General features: G+C 64.7%; 19 protein-coding genes. 9 read left to right on the forward strand and 10 right to left on the reverse strand.

From position 1 onward, the window contains the following. The first annotated feature begins 199 nt into the window (after window positions 1-199). The 5 genes from QQK95_RS24810 (at window position 200) to QQK95_RS24830 (ending at window position 3,589) form a co-directional block, all read left to right on the forward strand. Window positions 200-934, forward strand: a complete 735-nt coding sequence (locus QQK95_RS24810; protein ID WP_284277014.1) for an SDR family NAD(P)-dependent oxidoreductase — start codon at window positions 200-202, stop codon at window positions 932-934. Between the two features lie 49 nt (window positions 935-983). After that, a complete protein-coding gene (locus QQK95_RS24815; protein WP_284277015.1) occupies window positions 984-1,736 on the forward strand; it encodes an SDR family NAD(P)-dependent oxidoreductase in 753 nt (250 codons plus the stop codon). 36 nt (window positions 1,737-1,772) lie between these two features. Next, a complete protein-coding gene (locus QQK95_RS24820) occupies window positions 1,773-2,372 on the forward strand; it encodes an NADPH-dependent F420 reductase (RefSeq protein WP_284277016.1) in 600 nt (199 codons plus the stop codon). Window positions 2,373-2,456: 84 nt separating this feature from the next. Further along, window positions 2,457-2,870 (forward strand): nuclear transport factor 2 family protein, encoded by a 414-nt coding sequence (locus QQK95_RS24825; protein ID WP_284277017.1) that lies wholly within the window; start codon window positions 2,457-2,459, stop codon window positions 2,868-2,870. An 86-nt stretch (window positions 2,871-2,956) separates the two neighbouring features. After that, on the forward strand, window positions 2,957-3,589 hold the full coding sequence (locus QQK95_RS24830; RefSeq protein WP_284277018.1) for a class I SAM-dependent methyltransferase: 633 nt from the start codon (window positions 2,957-2,959) through the stop codon (window positions 3,587-3,589). A gap of 139 nt (window positions 3,590-3,728) precedes the next feature. On the opposite strand, the gene QQK95_RS24835 is transcribed toward QQK95_RS24830, so the two are convergent. Together QQK95_RS24835 and QQK95_RS24840 are read right to left on the reverse strand one after the other, a co-directional pair. Further along, on the reverse strand, window positions 3,729-4,811 hold the full coding sequence (locus QQK95_RS24835; RefSeq protein WP_284277019.1) for an acyltransferase family protein: 1,083 nt from the start codon (window positions 4,809-4,811) through the stop codon (window positions 3,729-3,731). 132 nt (window positions 4,812-4,943) lie between these two features. Further along, window positions 4,944-6,851 carry a propionyl-CoA synthetase gene (locus QQK95_RS24840; RefSeq protein ID WP_284277020.1) on the reverse strand — a complete coding sequence of 636 codons (1,908 nt, stop codon included), beginning with the start codon at window positions 6,849-6,851 and terminating at the stop codon, window positions 4,944-4,946. 153 nt (window positions 6,852-7,004) lie between these two features. Between QQK95_RS24840 and QQK95_RS24845 the strand changes: the two genes are divergently transcribed. The 4 genes from QQK95_RS24845 (at window position 7,005) to QQK95_RS24860 (ending at window position 9,471) form a co-directional block, all read left to right on the forward strand. After that, the gene (locus QQK95_RS24845; RefSeq protein WP_284277021.1) at window positions 7,005-7,307 is read left to right on the forward strand and encodes a hypothetical protein; all 303 of its coding nucleotides are present in this window, start codon (window positions 7,005-7,007) and stop codon (window positions 7,305-7,307) included. A gap of 462 nt (window positions 7,308-7,769) precedes the next feature. Further along, the gene (locus tag QQK95_RS24850) at window positions 7,770-8,054 is read left to right on the forward strand and encodes a PqqD family protein (protein ID WP_284277023.1); all 285 of its coding nucleotides are present in this window, start codon (window positions 7,770-7,772) and stop codon (window positions 8,052-8,054) included. Next, on the forward strand, window positions 8,054-8,488 hold the full coding sequence (locus QQK95_RS24855; protein ID WP_284277024.1) for a lasso peptide biosynthesis B2 protein: 435 nt from the start codon (window positions 8,054-8,056) through the stop codon (window positions 8,486-8,488). Before QQK95_RS24850 ends, QQK95_RS24855 begins: the two co-directional genes overlap by 1 nt. After that, on the forward strand, window positions 8,485-9,471 hold the full coding sequence (locus QQK95_RS24860; RefSeq protein ID WP_284277025.1) for a phosphoenolpyruvate carboxykinase (ATP): 987 nt from the start codon (window positions 8,485-8,487) through the stop codon (window positions 9,469-9,471). Before QQK95_RS24855 ends, QQK95_RS24860 begins: the two co-directional genes overlap by 4 nt. Before the next feature lie 9 nt (window positions 9,472-9,480). On the opposite strand, the gene QQK95_RS24865 is transcribed toward QQK95_RS24860, so the two are convergent. The 8 genes from QQK95_RS24865 to QQK95_RS24900 all read right to left on the reverse strand — a co-directional run bounded on the left by QQK95_RS24865 (window position 9,481) and on the right by QQK95_RS24900 (window position 16,671). Next, window positions 9,481-10,503 carry a nucleotidyltransferase family protein gene (locus QQK95_RS24865; RefSeq protein WP_284277067.1) on the reverse strand — a complete coding sequence of 341 codons (1,023 nt, stop codon included), beginning with the start codon at window positions 10,501-10,503 and terminating at the stop codon, window positions 9,481-9,483. A 71-nt stretch (window positions 10,504-10,574) separates the two neighbouring features. Beyond that, window positions 10,575-11,561: a dihydroxyacetone kinase subunit DhaK gene (dhaK, locus tag QQK95_RS24870; protein WP_284277026.1), complete on the reverse strand. Its 987-nt coding sequence runs from the start codon at window positions 11,559-11,561 to the stop codon at window positions 10,575-10,577. A gap of 32 nt (window positions 11,562-11,593) precedes the next feature. After that, a complete protein-coding gene (locus QQK95_RS24875; protein ID WP_284277027.1) occupies window positions 11,594-12,019 on the reverse strand; it encodes a hypothetical protein in 426 nt (141 codons plus the stop codon). A gap of 8 nt (window positions 12,020-12,027) precedes the next feature. Beyond that, window positions 12,028-13,602 carry a phosphoenolpyruvate--protein phosphotransferase gene (gene ptsP, locus QQK95_RS24880; RefSeq protein WP_284277028.1) on the reverse strand — a complete coding sequence of 525 codons (1,575 nt, stop codon included), beginning with the start codon at window positions 13,600-13,602 and terminating at the stop codon, window positions 12,028-12,030. 41 nt (window positions 13,603-13,643) lie between these two features. Continuing rightward, the gene (locus QQK95_RS24885) at window positions 13,644-13,946 is read right to left on the reverse strand and encodes an HPr family phosphocarrier protein (protein WP_019862865.1); all 303 of its coding nucleotides are present in this window, start codon (window positions 13,944-13,946) and stop codon (window positions 13,644-13,646) included. 20 nt (window positions 13,947-13,966) lie between these two features. Then, complete coding sequence (gene dhaM, locus QQK95_RS24890) at window positions 13,967-14,356, reverse strand: dihydroxyacetone kinase phosphoryl donor subunit DhaM (RefSeq protein ID WP_019862866.1); 390 nt, start codon at window positions 14,354-14,356, stop codon at window positions 13,967-13,969. Next, on the reverse strand, window positions 14,353-14,955 hold the full coding sequence (gene dhaL, locus QQK95_RS24895; RefSeq protein ID WP_284277029.1) for a dihydroxyacetone kinase subunit DhaL: 603 nt from the start codon (window positions 14,953-14,955) through the stop codon (window positions 14,353-14,355). The genes dhaM and dhaL overlap by 4 nt, the downstream gene beginning before the upstream one ends. A gap of 72 nt (window positions 14,956-15,027) precedes the next feature. Continuing rightward, the gene (locus QQK95_RS24900; RefSeq protein WP_284277030.1) at window positions 15,028-16,671 is read right to left on the reverse strand and encodes a dihydroxyacetone kinase subunit DhaK; all 1,644 of its coding nucleotides are present in this window, start codon (window positions 16,669-16,671) and stop codon (window positions 15,028-15,030) included. Between the last annotated feature and the right edge of the window lie 63 nt (window positions 16,672-16,734).

The raw sequence follows: 16,734 nt of genomic DNA on the forward strand, positions 1-16,734 counted from the left end.
TATCGCAATATGTCGATGAGCTGACCTTTCGAACGGCGGAACCTTATCGTCGCGGCTGCCGTTGATAGCAGTACCGGATCGATTTCGCACCACCGATGTGCGCACTTCCTCACTCAATGCCTGACCCGGGCAGACCCATCTTCAGGGCTTCGGGGCGTTCCCGAATGAGCAAGGCGGAAGCCTGGAAGGAATGCACGTCATGACCAGACTGAATGGAAAGACCGCCGTCATCACCGGCGGCGCTACCGGCATCGGCCGCGCGGCGGCAAAGCGATTCATCGAGGAGGGCGCCTTCGTCTTCATCTTCGGCCGCCGACAGGAAGCGCTCGACGCCGCCGTGGCGGACCTCGGGCCCAATGCACGCGCGGTGAAGGGCTCGGTCTCGGATGAGGCCGACCTCGACCGGCTCTACGCTGCGGTGAAGGCCGAGCGCGGAAGCCTCGACATCGTCTTCGCCAATGCCGGGGCCGGAGGCCCGCTTCTGCTCGGCCAGATCACCGCCGAGCACATTGACGAAACCTTCGACACCAATGTGAAGGGTACGATCTTCACGGTCCAGCAGGCGTTGCCGCTGATGGGCCCGGGCGGTTCGATCATCCTGACCGGATCGAGCGCCGGCACCACGGGCGCCCCGGGATTCACGGCCTACAGCGCCAGCAAGGCGGCCGTGCGCAACCTCGCACGGACCTGGGCCGAGGATCTTAAGGGCACAGGCATTCGGGTAAACGTGCTGTCGCCCGGGGCGACGGCGACCGAACTGGCGAAGGAAGCGCTGGGCGAGGAGGGGCAGAAGGCCTACGGCGCGATGACTCCGCTCCAGCGCATGGCCGATCCCGCGGAGATCGGGGCCGTGGCCGCCTTTCTCGCGTCGTCGGACAGCAGCTTCATGACCGCCAGCGAGGTCGCCGTCGACGGCGGCCTGGCGCAACTTTGACCCCAGCGCGGTCCGTGCCTGGCACGCGCGCAAAGAAAGACAGAGAATTATGAAAAAACTCGAAGGCAAGATCGCAGTCATCACGGGCGGAAGCAGCGGGATCGGATTGGCCACAGCCAAGCGCTTCGTAGAAGAAGGAGCGCACGTCGTGATTACCGGGCGAAGAGAGAAGGAGTTGAAGGAGGCCGCAGCCTTCATCATGAGAAACGTTACGACGGTCGTGGGTGACGTGTCGCTCTTGGAAGATCTGGACCGCCTCTATGCCCTTGTGAAGGAGAAACACGGTCACATCGACATTCTCTTCGCGAATGCGGGCGCGGGGACAATCGCACCGCTCGCGGTCGCTTCTGAGGCACATTTTGATCAGACCTTCGATGTGAACGTGAAGGGTCTGTTCTTTACGGTGCAGAAGGCCCTTCCCCTGTTCAAAGACGGCGGTTCGATCATCCTGAACTCTTCAGTGTCGAACGTGTTGGGGCTTCCGGGGTTTAGTGCCTATGCCGCGAGTAAGGCGGCTGTACGCAACTTCGCGCGCGCTTGGACACTGGAGCTCAAAGACCGCAAAATCCGCGTCAATGCAATGAGTCCCGGAGCAATCGAGACGCCGGCTTTGGAGACAACGACTGGCCTTACCGCTGAGCAAGCCGAGCAAGCGGCCGCCCAGTTTGCGTCACAGATCCCAATGGGTCGCAGGGGCAAACCAGAGGAAATCGCGGCTGCCGTCACGTTCCTCGCCTCCGATGAAAGTTCTTTCATCACTGGTGTGGATCTCGCCGTCGACGGCGGCATGGCGCAGGTCTGACCGACCCCGGCGTTAAAACAAGATCGGAGAAGCATTATGACCTATTCAATTATCGGCTTCGGCAACATCGGCAAGGCCCTGGCCAAGACGTTTACCCGCAAGGGCATCGAAGTATCCGTTGCAACCACGCGCGACCCGGAAAGCTTTGCATCCGCTGCGGCCGCGATCGGACCCACGATCATTCCCAAAACACTGGCGGAAGCCGTCAAGGCGGACATCATCTTTTTGGCAGTTCGTTTCGAATCGCACCCTGAGGTCGCCAAGGCGCTCGCCACCTGGCGAGGAAAGACCATCGTGGATGTGACCAATGCCTACGGCGTGCCTCCTGAACAACTGGGGGGGCAGCCTTCTTCCAAGTTCGTCGCACAGGCATTCTCTGGTGCAAGGCTGGTCAAGGGTTTCAACCATTTGGTTGCTGCCGTCCTTGACCAGGACCCGGCCGTGCATGGTGGCAGGAGAGTCGTATTCCTGGCGAGCGACGATGACGCTGCCGCGGCGGAAATTGGTGCGCTCGCGGAAAAGCTCGGTTTCGCGCCCATCAAACTCGGCGGGCTGTCGGAAGGTGGGCTGCTGGTCCAGGCGCGCGGAAACAGCTGGGGTCAACTGATCTTCAAGGACCTGGTCAAGTTCGACTGAGGAACACCACGTGCCCTCCGGCAGGGCCACGATGCACGGATCGGATCGAGCGCGATGCGATCCGTGCGAAATGGAGAAATTCCGATGAGTATCGAGAAGAACATCCAGACCGTGAAAGACTTCTTCGCCGCGATCGGCCGCGGCGACAGGGAGGCTCTGCTGGCGCTGGTCGCTGAAGACATCGAGTGGATCATTCCGGGCGAGGACTGGCCGCTGGCCGGAACGCGCCACGGACACGCCGGGCTGGCGGATTTGCTCGAGACGGCATCCAAGTCGATAGAAACGTCCACCGAACCCCGGGAATTCGTGGCGCAGGGGGACCGGGTCTTCGTCGTCGGCTTCGCGAGGGGAAAGATCAAAGCCACGAACAAGACGTTCGAGGACGACTGGATCTTCGCCATCACCGTCCGGGACGGCAGACTGACCAACATCCGGGAATACGTCGACACGCAAGCACTGGCGCGCGCCGCGCAGATGGGCGCGGCCGGGCCTGCATAGCGCTGGCCCTCTGCGGCCATCGGTTCGGGGTAGACCCCATCGTACGCCGCGCGCTTGTCTAATACCCAACCGTAAAGGAGATTCCGATGTACGACCAATCCAAGCTATCCGAGTTGATCGAGTTCGCACGTGTGGATGCGGGCTCCACCGTCATCGACGTCTACCCAGGCGACGGCGACTGGACGCGCCTGTTCTCCGACGTCGTGGGTCCCGAAGGACGGGTCTACAGCTTCGTGCCGGCCGAAGTCGCCGACTTCAAGAACGATCCGGTCGGCCGCATGCGGACGCTCGCGAAGGAACCGGGCCGAGAGAACGTCGAAGCCGTCTCGGCGGACCTCGTGGCGATGCCGAAGGTCACGCAACCCGCGGATGTCCTGTGGCTGCACCTGTTCTACCACGATCTTCACACCGCCCTGATCCAGAAGAAGGGCGCGACGGCGGCCGACTTCAATCGAGCCGTCCACGAGCGGCTGAAGCCCGGCGGGTCCTACGTCATCGTCGACCACGCCGCCGCCGCTGGGTCGGGCACGAGCGACACCCAGTCGCTGCACCGGATCGACCCTGCCTTCGTCCGCGAGGAGGTGGAGGCAGCCGGCTTCGTACTGGACGCGGAAAGCACCATGCTCGCGAACAGGGACGACCAGCGCTCGATCAAGGTCTTCGATCCCTCGATCAAGGGCGAGACCGATCGTTTCGCCTATCGGTTCGTGAAGCCTTGACCGGTCCCGGCGCCGACTTCATGTCGACCCCCGACGAGGCGACCCTGCTTGCCGCCACGAAGTCGGCTTTGGATGAGCTCGTCTGATGAGACCCCGCGACGATGGCAGCGAAGGCTGCTGCAGCATCATTGGATGGCGGCTAGGCCGGCTTGAGCCGATAGCGGAACACCGTGTGGTCAAGCAGCAGCCGGATGCGCGGTTCGGCCTCGGTCGCCACCAGCCAGCTTGCCGCGATCATGGTCGCGCCGACCACTGCCATCGACACGAGGTAAGGCACTCCGGTACGAACCATCGCGCCTAGCATTGCCGCGCCGACGACGTCGTGGATCAGGTAGAGCGGATAGGTCATCAGGCCGATCCGGCGCCAGCCGATCCAACTGAGATCGAGCCGCAGCGACCACGCCATCAGCGCGATGGCGACGAGGAAGATCAGGATCGGCGGCGCATAGGGCATCACGGCATTGACCTTGATGCTGTGGACGTCGACCGAACTTGCGATCTGCAGCACACCGCCGCCGAGGAACAGCAGGCAGAAGGCCAGGCGCGAGGCCGTCAGCGCCTTGAACCGCATCAGCCACAGCAGCACGCCGACGGCGAAGAAGCAGCCATGATGCACCAGAGTGAGCTGCAGCAGCCGCGTCTCGGCGAAGTCGGCCCAGCCGAGCGGATAATAGAGGCACCAGAACAGCGTGCTGACCAGGCCGATGACGATGGCGACTGTCTCCATCAGATGGAAACGGCCAAGCCGAAGCAGGACCCAGACGATGGCATAGAAGGCGATCTCGATTCCGAGTGTCCAGTAGACGCTGTCCACCCAGGGACCATAGGGCACGAACAGACCGGTGCGGACCAGCCTGACCGCCGCATCGGTCGGCCAGCTCAGGCCGATGGCAAGAAGCAGCACGGCGGTGACCGGTGCGCAGATCCAGACCGCCGGCGCCAGCCGTTTGACCCTGGCCTCGAAGAACCGCAGCGGCGTCGATTTCTCGGCACTGAAGGCGATGACGAAGCCGCTGATGACGAAGAAGATTTCGACGCCGACCCAGCCGGACCCGACCCAGGCGCCTATACCAGGCTGCGCCGGCACGCCACCGGTGGCCTGCGCGGAGATGCCATCGGGATAGGCCCACACCCAGAAGCCATAGTGGTAGACCATGACCAGAACGGCGGCGAGAAACCGCAGGATGTCGACGCCGCCGAACGTGATTTTTTGCTGAGCCATACCGCACCGTCGGATGGCCCCCCGGCAGACACTGTAGGGTGGCTTGCTGCATTGCACAACAAAAGTATTGCTTGCCGATCAGGATAGGGCCGGCCGCAAGGAAAGCTGCGCGGGAGCGCTCCCGCGTCAGCCTCAAATCCCGATCCCGCGCGCCTTCATCGCAGCGGTGATCTCGTCGAGGATGGCCGGGTCGTCGATGGTCGCCGGCATCGTCCACGCTTCCTTGTCGGCGATCTTCTGCATGGTGCCGCGCAGGATCTTTCCCGACCGCGTCTTGGGCAGGCGCTTGATCGTCACCACGGTCTTGAAGGCGGCGACCGGGCCGATGCGCTCGCGCACCAGCGCGACGACCTCCTTCTCGATGGTGCTACCATCGCGCGCGACACCGGCGTTCAGCACCACGAAGCCGAGCGGAATTTGGCCCTTCATCGCATCGGCGATGCCGACGACGGCGCATTCGGCGACATCGGGATGGGCGGCCAACACCTCTTCCATGGCGCCGGTCGACAGCCGGTGGCCGGCGACATTGATGATGTCGTCGGTGCGGGCCATCACGTAGAGATAGCCGTCCTCGTCGATCATGCCGGCATCGGCGGTCTTGTAGTAGCCGGGAAACTCGTCGAGATAGGCCTGGCGGAAGCGGGCGTCGGCGTTCCACAGCGTCGGCAGGCAGCCGGCCGGCAGCGGCAGCTTGACCACGACATTGCCGAGCGTCCCGCGCGGCACCTCGTGGCCGGCATCGTCGAGCACGAGGATGTCGTAGCCCGGCATCGGCACGCCGGGCGAGCCATATTTCACCGGCAGCAGGCCGAGCCCGGCCGGGTTGATGGTCATCGGCGAACCGGTCTCGGTCTGCCACCAATGGTCGACCACCGGCACGCTGAGCTTCTGCTCCGCCCATTTGATGGTTTCGGGGTCGGCGCGCTCGCCGGCGAGGAACAGCGTGCGGAATTTCGACAGATCGTATCTGGCAACGAACTCGCCTCGGGGGTCCTGGCCCTTGATCGCCCGGAACGCCGTCGGCGCGGTGAACAGCGCGACCACGCCATGGTCCGAGATCACCCGCCAGTAGGTGCCGGCATCAGGCGTGCCGATCGGCTTGCCTTCGAACAGGACGCTGGTGCTGCCATGCAGCAGCGGTCCGTAGACGATGTAGGAATGGCCGACGACCCAGCCGACATCGGACGCCGCCCAGAACACTTCACCCGGTTTGACGCCGAATTCGTTTTCCATCGTCCATTTCAGCGCAACCATGTGGCCGCCATTGTCACGCACGATGCCCTTGGGCTGGCCGGTCGTGCCTGACGTGTAGATGATGTAGAGCGGGTCGGTGGCCAGTACCGGCACACAGTCGACATTGGCGCCGGCCGCCCGCTCGCGCGCGACGGCGTCGGCATAGTCGATGTCGAAATGCTCCTTCAATTCGCAGCGCAGCTGGTCGCGCTGCAGGATCAGGCAGGCGTCCGGCTTGTGGCGGGACATCTCGATCGCCTTGTCGAGCAGCGGCTTGTAGGCAACGATCCGGCCGGGCTCCAGGCCGCAGGAGGCCGAGATGATCAGCTTCGGTTTTGCATCGTCGATGCGGGTGGCCAGTTCATGCGAGGCAAAGCCACCGAAGACGACCGAATGCACGGCGCCGATGCGGGCGCAGGCGAGCATGGCGATGGCCGCTTCCGCCACCATCGGCATGTAGATGATGACGCGGTCGCCCTTGCCGATGCCCCGGTTCTTCAGCACCGAGGTCAGCGCCACCACCTCGCGCTTCAGCTCGGCGTAGGTGAATTTTTTCACCGTTCCGGTGATGGCGCTGTCATAGATCAGCGCGATCTGGTCGGCGCGTCCGCCGGCGACATGACGGTCGATGGCATTGTAGCAGGTGTTGCAGGTCGCGCCGGTAAACCAGCGGCCATAGACGCCGGCGCTGGCGTCGAACATCTTGTCCCAGGGCGAATACCAGTCGATGGCGCCAGCCGCGTCCGCCCAGAATTGTTCCGGGTCGCGTTTCCAGCCGTCATAGACCTCATGATAGCGTGACGCCATCCGCACCTCCCAGGAACCCATTGCCGTCTTTGCCAACAGCCTATGCTGTTTTTTCCGGCGTTGTCTTCCCTGATTTTCGTATGAACCCGTCCCGGCTTGACCCCTCGCGCGCCGTACCGTGAAGTGAGGACTTCCCGGGGAGGGATCTGAGCGATGCGCCATCCAGCGCCGATCAAGGCAAAATCGGTGTTTGCGCTGGCGACCGGCGCGGTGCTTGCGTTCGCCACGGCAACCGCCATGGCCAGAGACGCCGCCGCCAGGCGCATCATCGGCTTTTCGCCCGATGGTCGCTATTTCGCGTTCGAGCAGCACGGCCAGCTCGATGCCGGCGCTTCGGCGTCCTGTTATTCCGAAATCGATATCATCGACACGCGCAGCGATGAATTCGTCGGCGGCAAGCCGATCCTGACCGTCGACGAATCCGAGGAGGGCGCGACCGCCGCTTCATCGCCGTGATCGGACGGCCTCGTTGAGAGGCCGGCCGATAGCCGCCTAACAAGCGGTATTCATTGGGCGAAATGCCGGCTGCACTAGATCGGCAGGGCCACAAGCATGAGGCCTACGCCGCCGAAGATCAAAATGGCTGCCGCCAGCGCTTTCCGATGACGTTCGAAAGTCGTCGGAGCCCGCTCCCAATTGTAACGCATACGCTATCTCCCCAAAACCCCGGGAGTCCTTACCTTACTTAGGGGAAGAAAAGCAACGGTCCTGTCCGTCAACACACTTGCCTGGAGCGGCAGGGCGACGACTATTTCTGGGATGATTTTCGGCGGGGAACGGATGATGGCGCATTTTACCCTCGGCGGGACCCTGTCATACGCAAGGCAGCTTGAGCCATCCCCCGGGTCGGCCGATAGACAGCGCCCCACCACCGCGCTATCTCATTTCGGGGTTCTTGCAGGCTGGCTGGGGTTGGTGATGGAAATTGTCTCTGGAACGATCTTGCGGTTGGCGGACGATGCCTCGGTCCAGCATGTCGGCGATGGTGCGGTCGTGCTTCTGGCGCGCAGCGGCCAGCTCTATACCTGCAACGGCACGACCGAAGCCTTTCTCGACAAGATCGACGGTGCGCGCAGCCTCGATCAGATCATCGGCCTGCTTTGCGAGGAGTTCGAGGTCGACAAGGATACGCTCGACGAGGATATGGCGGCATTGGCCGCCGATCTGGTCTCGGAAGGTATTCTTGCCGCCCCAAGCACTTGATGGCTGACGGTCGGCTCCTGCGTGCCCTGTTTCGCTGCCATCTCTGGGCAAGCGCGCGGCTTATGCCGGTCCTCATCGCCGGGCGCAGCTTCGAGGACGTGCTGAAATGGGCGCCGCTCGCCTCTTCGACGCCCTATCGCGGCCTGCCCGCCGCCTACATCGTCGCCCGCGTCAACCGTGCCGTGCGCCATCCCTGGCTGATGCGCGACCGCAGATGCCTGCGCGAAGGCCTGCTCGGCCATCGTTTCCTGCGCCTCGCCGGCTTCGATCCGGAGCTGCGTTTCGGCGTCGATCCGAAGTCGCTGCAGACGCCGCGCGTCTCGGCGCATTGCTGGGTCTGCCTCGACGGCAGGCCGGTGGTCAGTGACAGCCTTCCCGGCATGGTAGAGATCTATCGCCACCATGCCGATGCCTTGAAGGGTCGCGCCGCTTGACCAGGCCTTCAGCCTGCTATGGCCTCAACGGCCAAGTCCTCGGCATATCGGCCGAACGCCCCGAGCTGTGGCGCGATTTCGACAGGATGCTGGGCATCCTGCGCATCGAAGGTACCGTCGAGCCGGGCTTTCGCCTTGATATCGCCGAGGCGGATGTTCTGGACGAGAACCCCGGCGGATCGCTCGTCTTCGACGGCGAGATACCCGAAGATGGCTATTGCCGCATGGCGGCCGACGGCGGCACCATCCATCTCGTCTTTCCGGGGCGCCAGACCGTCGCCATCAATGACGATGAAGGTTGGGCGAAACTCCGGGTTCGCCCTGGTACGAAAGCCGCCTGGACGCCGTCGATGCTGGTGCTGGACGCCGCACTCGACGCCGGCGGCCAGCATATGCTGCACGCCGCAGGGCTGACACTGCCTGGCCACGATGCCGTCGTGCTGATCCATGCACCGAGCGGCACCGGCAAGACCACCACCTCGCTGGCGCTGGCAACGCAAGGCTTTGGTCTCTGCTCCGACGATGCCATGATCCTGAACGTCGCTTCGGGCAAGCCCTTGGCCTGGGGTCTGCCGCGCCAGGTCAAGATCCACCAGAAGACCGCCGAAATGATCCCCCAGGTTGCGCCGTGTCTCGGCCCTGTATGGGACAGGAATGGCGAGCAGGCCGTCTCGCTGGAGCAACTGAGCGAGATCGTCCGCATCGAAAGCCCGGTCGCCAGGCCAGTGGCGGCCCTGCTGCACCTGGCGCGGTCCGCCGACAGCGAGACCCGGCTTTTGCCCATGGCCCGGACCGACGCGATGGTGGCGCTGGCGATGGACAATGTCCGCACCGGCATGACCGGTCTGCTGCCGTTGCAGAAGCGCCGGCTGGCAACGATCGGCAGGCTGGTTTCCTCCGTGCCGACCTTCACGCTGGAGGTAGGCGCGCGCCCAGCCGACGCTGCGGCGCTGATAAGCGCCACATTGGCCAAGCAGGACTGAATCGGAGCTTCAGGCTGCGTACGGCCTGGCTTTCGTCAGCCGCTGGATCCAGCGGAAGGCATCGCGGCGCAGGCGTGAGCCGATCTTTTCCCGGGAATTGACCCGGAGCAGCGTGTTCGTCGTGATCAGCCTTTTGGCCAGCCTTATCGAGAGGTCGGGCTTGATGCGCCCCGCGAGTTCAAGCGCGCGGCCCTCGCCGAACAGCTCGCCGGTCACATTGAGCACGATCGCCAGCTCGAGCTCGATGCCGGTCATGCGGGCGGCGTCGAGCAGGCGGGCTTCCGCCTCCGTCGATTGCAGCGCCCGCACGCCTTGCAGCACGTCGACGCAAAGCTGCAGGCGATGAAATTTATGGCCGCCGGCGGCGTGCACGATGGCGATCGTCAAGAGCGCGGCCGGCATGTCCGCCCCATCGCCGTCGATGATGGCCAGCTCGCGGAAACCCAGCGACAGGCGCCGCCGCATGCCGGTGTCATGCACCAGGTCGCCATGCAGCTCGACCAGCAGGCTCGAATTCTCCTTTTCCAGCCATTTGAATTCCTGCAACTGGTAGGATTCGGCCTCATTGCTGCCGAGTGCGAAGCCGCATGCCGCGATCACCTGGTTTGCCCGCGCCAGGTTGGCAGGCTCGACGAGAATGTCGATGTCGGTGAACGGCCGGTCGGACACGTTGCGATAGAGCTTGCGCGCAAAGACCGGTCCCTTGACGATCCGCGCCGGAATGCCTTGCGCCGCCATCCCCTTCAGGATGCGGTCGCCATGATATTGCAGCAGCATCGACTGGCCGGTGGCGATCGTCGCCTTGTCACGCAGATCGCCCAGCTTCTCCCGCAAGTCGGCATCCTGCGGCAGATGCGCGTCGCCACGCTCCTGCAATTTGCGCAGCATGATCGGCAGCACGCCGTGGAATTCGGCATTGTCGAGCAGCGCCGACAGTGCCTTTGCCGACAATTCTTCGCCGACTGCCACGGCCGCCGGGTCGGCGAAGCGCAGCAGCAGACTTTCTTCGGCGGAAGTGAGGGACGGCAGCATCAACCAGGACAAATGTTATCGCTAAATGAATTGTCCGGGATGGTTGCAGAAAAGCGCGACCGAAGCCAGCCTCACATGCCCCAGCGCAATGCCGCCGTGTGCACAGGCGCGTCCCACCAGCCGGTCATCTCGTCATCGAGCATGGTGAGCGTGATCGAGCAGCCGGCCATGTCGAGCGAGGTGACATAGCTGCCGACCAGCGAACGGACTATCGTCACGCCACGCGTCTCGAAAATCCGCCGCGCGCTGTTGTACATCAGATAAAGCTCCATCAGCGGCGTGCCGCCGAAGCCATTGACGAACAGCAGCGCCGGTCCTTTCGCTTTGTCGCCGAGATCGCCAAGGATGGCGGTGCAGATCTCCTCGGCGATCGCGTCGGCGCTTTTCAACTTGTCGCGCCGGCGGCCCGGCTCGCCGTGGATGCCGACGCCGAATTCCATCTCGCCGTCGCCTATGTCGAAGGTTGGTTTGCCGGCTGCGGGCACAGTGCCGCTGGTCAGCGCCACGCCCATCGAGCGGGTGGCGGCGTTGACGCGCTCGCCCAGCGTCTTCAGCAGCGGCAGCGCCAGGCCATGCTCGGCCGCCGCGCCGACGATCTTTTCCACCACCAGCGTGCCCGCCACGCCGCGCCGGCCGGTCGTGTAGGACGAATTCTCGACGGCGACATCGTCATTGGTCACCACCTGCAGGACGCCTTCAGACATCTCGGCCGCCATGTCGAAATTCATCACATCGCCCTCGTAGTTCTTGACGATGAACAGGCAGCCGGCGCCGGTGTCGACGGCTTGCGCCGCCGCCAGCATCTGGTCCGGCGTCGGCGAGGTGAACACCTGGCCGGGGCAGGCGGCGTCCAGCATGCCATGGCCGACAAAGCCGGCATGCAGCGGCTCGTGGCCCGAGCCTCCACCGGAGATCAGCGCCACCTTGCCCGGCCGCAAGGTCCTGCGGCGGACGAATTTGTGCTCCTCGCCAAGCACGAGGATATCGGCATGCGCCGCCACGAAACCGTCGAGGCTCTCGGTCAGCACCGTGTCTACCGCGTTCATAAATTTCTTCATGGCGTCCTCCCAAACAGCCCGGCAAGGAATGGTCAGCTGCCACCCTTGCCGGCGATGCTGGTGATTTTCTGGATGAATTCGTTGATCGCCCGATCGAGCGCCGCATTCTGCTTGTCGTCGCCGAAATCAGGCACGACGAGCGACACATGCCGCGTCTTGCGCATGCCCGCGGCGATCGACATTTTCCCCGGATGCGCCTGATGGTAGGCGGCGAGGAACTGATCCCGCTCGGCCGGACTGAAATGGCATACGGAAAAAATAGCCGGCAAATGCTTCGACGGAATCGGCACCGTATAGGCCGCGCTTGAAATCTGCGTCACGAAGCTGCGGTGCTTGCCGAGCGCGTCGGCCAGGCGCTGGCGCATGCCGGACGGTCGCTGGTCGATGACCTGTGACAGGATCGTCTTGTAGGCGCGGATCGCCTCTTCGGAGCCGGGTTCGGGTTTGATGTCAACCATGCCGGCGCCTAGACCGAAACATGTGATATGGCCGCCTTGGCCATGGCGAGTTGCGCCGGCGCGACGGACAGATCGCGCAGGCCGGCTTCAAGCAGCGAAGGGATCGCTGCCGGATCGCCCCCGGCATCGCCGCACAGGCTGACAGGAATGCCGTTTTCCTGTCCAAAGGCGGTGACCGAGCCGATCAGCCGCAGCACCGCGGGATGGCGGACCGAATTGAGATGGGCCACAGCAGCGTTATCCCGCGCGGCCGCCATCACATATTGCGTCAGATCGTTGGAGCCGATCGAGAAGAAGGCGACGCCGGCGAACGCTTCCGGCGCGATGGCCACTGACGGCACCTCGACCATGATGCCCAGCGGCGGCATCTTGAGGGCGACGCCGCGCGCGGCAAGGGCGGCCTGCTCCTCGGCGAACAGGGCGGCTGCGCTCACATACTCATCGGCCATGGCGATCATCGGAAACATCACCCTGAGATTGCCGTGTGGGGCGGCGCGCAGCAATGCCCTGATCTGTACGCGAAAAATGTCGAGCCGCGCCAGCGACAGCCTGATGCCGCGCAGCCCAAGGAACGGATTGCCTTCCTCGACGGTGAAGCCCGGCACCGGCTTGTCGCCGCCGGCGTCGACGGTGCGGATCGTCACCGGCTTGTCGCCAGCCCATTCCAGCACCTTGCGATAGGCGCGATATTGCGTCTCCTCATCCGGCAGATTCTTGCCGAACAGGAACTCTGTGCGCATCAGCCCAACCCCGTCGCAGGTCGCGATGTCGATGCCGTCGACATCGGACGGATCGGCGATGTTGACCTGCACGCGCACCGCCGTGCCGGCTTTGGTCACCGCCGGCCGCGCCAGAAAACGCTGCGCCATGCCCTGGCGGGCGGCGAAGGAAGAGGACAACTGCCGGAACGCGCCGATCTCCGCCGGCGAGGGCGCCAGCACGATGCTCCCATGCTCTGCGTCGAGCAGTGCCATGCCGGCGAGACTGGCAAGTGTTTCGCGCAGCCCCACGACCATCGGCACGCCACGCGAGCGCGCCAGCATGGCGACATGGCTGGCCGTGCTGCCTGCCTTCAGCGCTATGCCGCCGCCATGGCTCCAGTCGGTTTCGAGAAAGCGCGTCGGCGCGATGTCCTCGCCGCAGAGGATGGCACCGGTAGGTGCCGTGCTGTCGACGTCCTCGGTCAGGGCACGCAGCACCTGGTCCCTGATATCGCGCAGGTCCGTGGCACGGGCGCGGAAATAGTCCTGGTCGGAGGCCTCGTAACCGGCAATCTCGGCGTCGAGCGCCTCTCGCCATGCCACGTCGGCGGTCCGGCCGGAAGCGATCGACGCGAAGGCCGGCCCGCTCAAGGCGTCGTCTTCCAGCATGGCAATGTGGAATTCGAGTATGCCGGCGGCGTCGCTGTCGGCGGCCTCCGCCATGGCCGTAAGTCGGCTCACTGCCATGCCGATCGCGGTTTCCAGCGACGTCTTCTCTTCCGTGGCGGTGGCTTTGCCTGCGTAGACGACGGGCGGACGGTCGAGGTCGAACAGCGGCCCCTCGGCATAGCCGGCCGAGGCCGGAACGCCCTCAATCCGCATGGCCCGCATTCCCAGCGGGACGGCGAAGCAGCGCGCCAGCCTCACGCCGAGCGGACATGACCGGCGTCCTCGTCGAAATCGCGCTGCACCAGGTCGATCAGCGCGCGCACCGCATCATCGGCGCCGCTGCCGCTGGCCCTGATGTGCAGCACTGTGCCCTTCGGCGCCTTGGCGGCCATCACCTTGACGATGCTCTTGGCGTCGAACCACGGCCCGTTGGCGGCCAGCGCGATTTCCACGTCGGCGGCAAACGTCTTGGCCAGCTTGGTAAACTTCACCGAGGGGCGCGCGTGCAGGCCCACATCGTGGGTGATCAGGACGGTCGCTTCGGCGGCTGCGGACATTTTTCAGAAATCCCGTTCACTCACGACGGCGACAATTCATGCGCCGTCGCAACCACTTCCTTCAGCGAAGCGCCGCCGGAGGATTCGGTCGCGGCCATCACCGCGCCCTCGACGATCGGTGCGTTGCAGACGATGATCTTCTGCGCACGCGGTTCGCCGATCATCTCCACCGCCATTTCCGAGTTGGTCTCGGCGCCGCCGAGATCGACAAGGATGGCGACACCGGCTTCCGACCAGGCCTTGTCGATGGCGCCCATGATCGCTTCGACATTGGTGCCGAGCCCGCCATGGCCGTTTCCGCCGCACCATGCAAGCGGCACTTCCTCGCCCACCATCTGGCGTACCATGTCGGCCGTGCCCTCCGCGACCAGCGGCGAATGCGACACGATCACGATCCCGACATTGCTCATGCGCTTTCCCCGATCGCTTGCCCCACCGAGCGCACCAGCAGCGCGGTCGAGCGCGCGCCGGCATCCATATGGCCGATCGAGCGCTCGCCGAGGAACGAGGCGCGGCCGCGCAGCGCCTTCATCGGCATCGTCGCTTCGGCGGCGGCGTCGGCGACGTCGGCGATTTCCGCCGCCGTCTTGCCCCCGGCCAAGGCATCATGCACCGGCTGTAGCACATCGAGCATGGTTTTTTGTCCGATCTGCGACTTGCCGCGCGCGGCCACCGCCTCGATCGCCTTGCCGAAGGCAGCGGCCAGGTTGTTGCGATCGGGGTCCGCCGCGATCTCCTTGCCCAGCGCCATGAACAGCGTGCCGAAGAGCGGGCCGGAAGCGCCGCCCACCGTCATCACCAGCTTGGTGCCGATCGCCTTCAGCGCGTCGGGCAAGGGTTTGGCAGCGAACGCATCAGCCTCGGCCCGCACGGCCTCGAAGCCGCGCTTCATGTTCAGCCCATGGTCGCCGTCGCCGATCGCCTGGTCGAGCGCCGTCAATTCCTCGGCGTGAGCGGCAATCGTATCGGCGGCCACCGCGATCAGCCTGGCAAGGTTCAACGCCGCCATATCGCCCAAAATCCCGGTTTCCAGTCTGACGGCAGTAGCGAAAGAACGGTCATTCGACAACTGGTGCATGCGTCAGGCCGTGACGAGCAGCGTGGCGGCGGCCGAAAACACCTCGGCCACCGCATGCGCGCCGGGGTCGACCACACCTTGCAATTTGGTGCCGACATAGGCCGACCGTCCGGCCTTCGCCTTCTCCATGGCGGCCGTCGCCTCGGCGCCGCGCCGGGCGGCCGCTGCCGCCTCTTCCAGTCCGTTGGTGTCGAGCGCTTTCAGCGCGGGCTCCAGCGCATCGACCATGGTGCGATCACCCGGTCTGGCGCCGCCGTAGAAGGTCATCCGCTCAAGGCCGGCGAGCAGCGCCTTGGAAAAGCTGGCGCCGCCGCCGAGGGCCTGTGCCGCCGCCGTGAGGAAGATCGACAAAAGCACGCCGCTCGAGCCGCCCATCGACGCGCTCAATATGTCGCCGATCGCGCCAAGCGTCGCCGCCGGGTTCGCCAGAGGCAGCGTGTCGAGCCGCTCGAGAATGCTGCGTGCGCCGGTCGCCACCGTCGAGCCCGTGTCGCCGTCGCCCGCCTTGGCGTCGAGCCCGTTCAATGACGCTTCAAGTGAAATCAGTTTTTCGCAGACCGTGATGATCAGACGTCTGCTGCCGGCATCCTGGCTGGCCTTGTGCGCCGCACTTTGTCCGGCTGCTTTCGCCATAGGCATGATGACAGGCGCCGCGACCGGTTTGGCCGGCATCCAGGCATGCGGGCCGACCGGCGCCAGCAGGGCGGCCTCGCGCGCCGCGTCGAGCCGGATCAGCGACAGCGAGAAGCCGTTCATGTTGAGCGCCGTCATCAGCGGGCCGGGGCCGATCGTCAGCGTGACGGTTTTAGCTAGCGGCGAGGCCAGCACCGCATTGGCAACCAGCGACATTTCAAGCGGCGGCACCGAGCCGAGATTGTTGATCAGCAAGGCATGGCTGGCATTCGGGTCGAGCCGCGCCGCCAGGCGCTCCGCCATGATCGCGACCAAACTGTCGACGCTTTGCAAGGCAATCCGCTCGACGCCCGGCTCGCCATGAATGCCCAGGCCAAGTTCGCCGTCGTCCGCGCCAAACCTGTCTTCATGCGGCAGCCCGGGGATCGAGCAGGACGACAGCGACATGCCAAGCGAGACGATGTCCTTCGCCGCCGCCCGCGCCGCTGCCGCGACATCGGCCAGATCACGGCCGGCCTCCGACAGATGGCCTGAAATCTTGTGCACGAACAAGGTGCCGGCGACACCACGCGGCTGGTTGATGTCAGGCAAAGCTATGTCGTCGGCAACGATCACCATCTCGACACGAAAGCCCTCGGCGCGCGCCTTCTCGGCGGCCAGGCCGAAATTAAGCCGGTCGCCCGTATAGTTCTTGACGATCAGCAGGCAGCCGGCCGGGCCGGTGACCGCGCGGATGGCAGCGAGCACCGCTGCGACGCTCGGTGAGGCGAAGATCTCGCCGGAGACCGCCGCCGTCAGCAGTCCCTTGCCGACAAAGCCGGCATGCGAAGGCTCATGCCCGGCGCCGCCGCCGGAAACGATACTGACCTTCGACTTGTCCCAATCGGCGCGCAGCACGACCTTGATCTCGGGATAGCCGTCGAGGCGCGCGAGGTCGCCCGAGCCGATGGTGCGCAACAGGCCGTCCAGCGCCTCGGTGACGATCGTTTCCCTGCGGTTGAAAAAGTGCTTCATCGAATTCGTCCCGTATTCGCGATCGTCAATCAGATGCGGCGTTGCCCCTTGGCGGGCAAACAC

The sequence above is a fragment of the Mesorhizobium huakuii genome (assembly GCF_030160235.1).
Taxonomy (GTDB): Bacteria; Pseudomonadota; Alphaproteobacteria; order Rhizobiales; family Rhizobiaceae; genus Mesorhizobium; species Mesorhizobium huakuii.